The organism is Amycolatopsis sp. NPDC031561 (assembly GCF_055580625.1).
This window is the reverse complement of record NZ_JBVILA010000057.1, coordinates 1-5190: the sequence shown is the minus strand read 5'-3', so window position 1 is coordinate 5190 and position 5190 is coordinate 1. Positions and strand designations below refer to the sequence as shown.

Genomic DNA, 5190 nt, shown 5'->3' with positions numbered 1-5190 from the left:
TGATCCCGACCTCGCCCGCAGCGTCCGAGATCACTGTTTTCGGCCGGGTTCCGTTGCGCACATTCGCCGATTCACGATCCGGGTCGGCCTGATTCTTCTCGTGCCCGAGATGCTTGGTCATTTCCTCGTTGAGTGCGGTTTCCAGCACGTTTTTGGTGAACAGTTTCAGCAACCCGTCCGGGCCGGTCAGCGTCAGCCCGCGAGCCTTCGCCTCGGCCACCATCGCCGCCGCGGCGGCCTGCTCCGGCGACAGCTCCCGCGCCGGCTTGGACTCACTCTTGCGTGGATTCACAACCTCAGATGTCATCACTCACAGTGCCCATCCCGCCGGACCTCAGCCCGGCGTGTCGGGCCGGAAACACCGATCTTGGAACAGTCCCGCAGCAGCGGACGTTGATCCCGGGCGAGCTTGCATGACGGTCATACAGTCCCGCGGACCACGTACCGTCCTTGCATTTCGCCTCGCGTGTCGTTTGCCACCGTCGCGGTCCCACGACGTTGCCAGTCGTGGGACCGGGGACAGCAGGCGATCCACAGCGAGAACATGTTCCAGATCCACCGTGTGGAGCGATCATGGCGACGGCAACCGAACGTCCGGAAATGCCGATGAGCGTTCGGGGAATCAGCTGTCCGGAAGATTTCCGTGGTTCGTAGCGATCAACGACTCCATCACGTCGATGGGTAGTGCCGGGTTGGCGGCCGCGTGCCTGGCCAGGTCCGGGTTGTTCACGAGTTCGATCAGGATGTCGGTCGGCAGGTTCGGGTGTTCTGCGGCCCATCGTCGCGCGGTGTCGTCTCCGAGGCACAGCAGCAGGGTCTCGGCGCGGCTGTTCGGGTGTTCGGCCACCGCGCGGTACGCCCGCCGTGCGGTGGCGTGGCACGCCATGTGGTGCAGCAGCTCAGGGTCGCAGTTGGGGTTCGTCGCCAGCCTCCGGAACAGGCTCGGTCCGTGCCGTGCGGCGAGTGCCCGTAGCCGGTTCGCGGGCAGGGCGGGGTGCGGGGCGATCCCTTTGACGACATGGATGTTGTCGTCTGCCACGAGAAGTTCGAAGACGTCTGAGGGAAGCGCGGTGCGCTGGGCGACCAGCATCCGTACTCGTGGAGACGGTGACGCTGCGAGAAGACGCAGCTCGTCGTCGGTGGCCGCTGTAACGCGGGGCAACCCGACCGGCCCAATTTTGGTCGACTCGGCCAGGTATGTGAGCACGTCCAGCGGGACCGACGGGTTGTGCGCCGCGCCGCGTCGTACGTCCGCGGACGCGTCGTTCGCCAGCTCGCGCAGGATCGGCTCCGCCACCACGGGATTGGCGGCCAGACCGGCACGGACACCGGGGATGTGATCGGCCGCCAGCCGTTGTTGGGCCTCAAGAGGCAGATCCGGCCGGTCTGCGAGTGTCCATCGAATCGCCATGTTGTCGTGATCCAGCAGGGTGGTCACCTCATCCAGCGAGGTGGTCGGATCAGCGGCCCGCTCGATGTCCTTGTCGACATGCCAGGCGGTGTCGCACGGTGGCACCGCAGGCTTGGCGGGCAAGCGGGCACGCAGATGATCGGGCAAAGCCGGGTTCGCCGTCAGGCCAAGCACGATGTCTCGCGTTCGTTCGTCCACTCCACACTCTCCGGTCCGGTCCGGTCGCCGCGGTCGCGGGTCCGCCTGGCGCGGAACAAGGCAGACTACGACCGTTGCAGTGTGGCGCAAACGGGTTTCCGGACACACGTGGTCCGCACATGCCGATGAGCGGATAACCAAGCTGCGTGAGGCTGAGCCCTACGCACCGGTTTTCGACGGGCCTCAGAGGTCGGGTCAGTACCGCGCAGTCGTCCCGCCTCGTCACCCTTGGTTACACGTCCAGTCAATTCCCGTTACTGTCTGCGCGTGCGTGGCGACCTGAAGTAGGCTGTCTTTGCCATCGGGCGAACAGGGCGGAGGGCGCCAATGAGGGACGTGGTGCTGCGGGTGGAAGGCGGGGACCGAGACGAACTGGACCGGGCTACGACCGCCCTCTACAAAGATCTGCGGTCCCTTGGAGAAGTGGACGTCAGGCGCGCGAAAAATGCGACCACGCCGGATGCCAAGTCGGGTGTCGGCGGATCTATCACGGAGCTGATCGTCTCCGGGGGAACTGTTACCGTCGTCTATCGAGTAATTATTGCTTGGCTCGAGCGGTCGAAGGCGCGGTCCGTGACCTGGATCGACGGTGACGAGGAAGTCAAGCTGACCGCGCTCTCCGGGGCGGACCAGCGCCATGCTCTCGAACTGCTCGCCGAAAAGCGCGGGGCGGAGAAGAAAATCGACGACGACTCGGAAGCGTAGCCGATGGGACGACGCTTAGCCTTGCTCGTCGCGACGTCTCGATACTTGGATGCCGAACTGAAGAATCTCCGCGCTCCCGTCCAGGAAATACAGCAGCTGGCACAGTTGTTGCTGGACCCCGCTATCGGCGAGTTCGACGAGGCAGCGGTCGTACTCGACAACCGGAAGTCGGTGGTCGAGTACGAGATGGAGAAGCTGTTCGGCGATTGCTCGAACGACGACCTTGTTTTGCTCTACATCTCGGGACACGGCATCAAGAACGCGGACGACCAGCTCTTCTTCGCTACGCACGACACCGAGACCAGCCGACCGTACTCGACGGCGGTCCCGGCGATCGTCGTCGAGCGCCTCCTCCACGAATGTCCGGCACGCAATAAGGCTGTCGTGCTCGACTGCTGCTATAGCGGGGTCTTCTCGCGGCTACCGATGGCCAAGTCGGACGACCGCGTCGAACTCGGTGCCAGCCTCGGCAAGGGCACGTACATCATGACGGCCACCAGCGCGCTGCATGAGGCCTACGAGGATGAAAAGCTGTCCTTCGATAAGCCAAGGCCGTTTTCGATCTTCACTGATGCGATCATCAGAGGACTCAGCGGCGGTGTGGCTTCGAAGAATGACGCCGACATCATCACGGCTGACGACCTCTACGACTACGTGTACGCGGAGCTCAAACGCCGCGATAACCCGGAGCGTACCCAGCTGCCCAGCCGCTACAACAGCGCCGAAGGCGCTTTCAAGATCGCCAACGTCAAGTCGCGGAGACTGATAGTCGACGAGTTCGCCAAGTCCCCGCAGCTAAGCGATCTGCTTTCCGCCGTCGCGACCAGGCGCGACGAGCTGGTGGTCCCAATCGGCCAGGCGTATCAAGCTAAGCACAACGACGGCGACGACGTGCTGCGGGTGAACCTCACCGGTCGGGACGCGCATATCGGCGTGGTCGGCAAGAGCTGGTCAGGGAAGTCGGTTCTCGTCCGCACGATCGTCGAGGGCTTGCGCTCCGGCCGTGTCGCGGGAGACGTGGCGTTCTACTGCCTCGACTCCGGCGCTCAGTTAAACAGATTGCGCGGTTACCACGACGTACGCGAGGTGCTCGGCCCGTTCGACCACGACCGGATTCGGCTCCTCCTCGAGCAGATCGAGGCCGAGATCACCAGGCGTCACCGGCTATTCCAGGCCGCGCAGCTGCACGACTTCGCCCAGTTCCGCAGGCTGCGCGGACTCGGAGAACTGCCGCCCGGCGACAACGCCGATCTCTTCGTGATCGTCGACGGCTGGGAGCAGTTCGATGGAGAGATTCCCGCAATGCGCCCAGCCATGCGGAAGATCACTAGTAATGGCCTCCACATGGGAGTGCATGTGATCATCACAGCGCGCCACTGGGCGGAGATCCCTGCCGAGATTGAAAGCCTGCTCCGTGCACGCATCGAACTCGTGCTCACGGACCCGGCCGAGTCGAAGCTCGATCCCGGGCTCGCGGCTAGCTTGCCGGACCAGGTCGGCTGGGGCCTATACAACGGCAAACGGTTCCTGACAGCGCTGCCGGCCCCGTCGGATTCCGAAGACGACCTCCAACAGATCATCGCGAAGCTGCAGAGCAGCACCTTCACCGGTGCGCCGTCCGAGGTGTCTGACCCGCTGGAGTCCAACCCGTCGCTGCTGGAGCTGCTCGGCATCCCGGGCGACTCGATGACCTTCGACGTCCAGCAGGCGTGGCAGCCAAGGCCGATCCGCGACCGCTACCGCGTCTCGTTCGGCGTCGGCGAAGACGGTAAGGCGGTCGAGCTCGACATCAAGGAAGCCTCCCTGGACGGAATGGGACCGCACGGGTTGTGTATCGGCGCCACCGGTTCGGGCAAGTCGGAGTTCCTCCGCACTCTGGTGCTAGGCCTGGTAGCGACGCACTCCCCGGAGACAATCAACGTCGTCCTCATCGACTTCAAGGGTGGCGCGACTTTCGCCGGGCTGGACAAGGCCCCGCACGTCTCGGCAGTCATCACGAACCTCGCGGACGACGTGACGCTGGTCGACCGCATGAAGGACGCGCTGGCCGGTGAGATGAACCGGCGCCAGGAGGCGCTGAAGAACGGCGGTAACTTCAAGAACGTCTGGGAGTACGAGAAGGCCCGCGAGAACGGTGCCGACCTCGACCCGCTGCCCGCGCTCTTCATCGTCTGTGACGAGTTCTCCGAGCTGTTGGCCGCGAAGCCGGACTTCATCGACCTGTTCGTCGCCATCGGACGGCTGGGCCGGTCGCTGCAGATGCACATGCTCCTCGCGTCGCAGCGCCTGGAGGAAGGCAAGCTGCGAGGCCTGGACTCGCACCTGTCGTACCGGATCGGCCTCAAGACGTTCTCGGCGGCGGAGTCGCGCGCCGCGATCGGCGTGCCGGACGCCTTCGAACTTCCCCGCATTCCCGGATCCGGCTACCTACGGGTCGGCACGGACGACCCGGTGCGGTTCAAGACCGCCTACGTCTCCGAGCCGTTACCGGCCAGCGTGTCCGTGGCTGAGATGGTGGCGTCCAGCCGGACCGAGCTGGACGTGATCGTGTCCCGGCTGATCGGCCAGGGCCCGCCGGCGCACGAGGTGTGGCTGCCGCCGCTGAAGGAACCGAACTCGCTCGACACCCTGCTGCCGAACCTGAACCCCACCGACGACCGCGGTCTTTCTCCGGTCGGGTTCTTCGGCAACGGACGGCTGCAGGTGCCGATGGGCATCGTCGACCGCCCGTACGAGCAGCGTCGTGACCTGCTGTGGGCCGATTTCTCCGGTGGCGCGGGGCACGGTGTGATCGTCGGCGGCCCGCAGTCGGGCAAGTCGACCATGCTCCGGACGCTGATCATGTCCATGGCGCTGACCCACACCCCCGAGGAAGC

At 64.9% G+C, this 5190-nt stretch carries 4 protein-coding genes; 2 read left to right on the top strand and 2 right to left on the bottom strand.

Going from position 1 to position 5190, the window contains the following annotated elements:
- Positions 1 to 307: transposase (locus tag ACZ5IK_RS45175; protein WP_465493358.1), on the bottom strand; the 307-nt coding region annotated here is incomplete at its 3' end.
- Between the two features lie 315 nt (positions 308 to 622).
- On the bottom strand, positions 623 to 1609 hold the full coding sequence (locus tag ACZ5IK_RS45170) for a hypothetical protein (protein ID WP_465493357.1): 987 nt from the start codon (positions 1607 to 1609) through the stop codon (positions 623 to 625).
- A gap of 327 nt (positions 1610 to 1936) precedes the next feature.
- Between ACZ5IK_RS45170 and ACZ5IK_RS45165 the strand changes: the two genes are divergently transcribed.
- Positions 1937 to 2314, top strand: coding sequence for an effector-associated constant component EACC1 (locus ACZ5IK_RS45165; protein WP_465493356.1), 378 nt, complete (start codon positions 1937 to 1939; stop codon positions 2312 to 2314).
- A gap of 45 nt (positions 2315 to 2359) precedes the next feature.
- Positions 2360 to 5190 (top strand): caspase, EACC1-associated type (locus ACZ5IK_RS45160; protein ID WP_465493355.1); only part of this gene is annotated, 2831 nt, incomplete at its 3' end.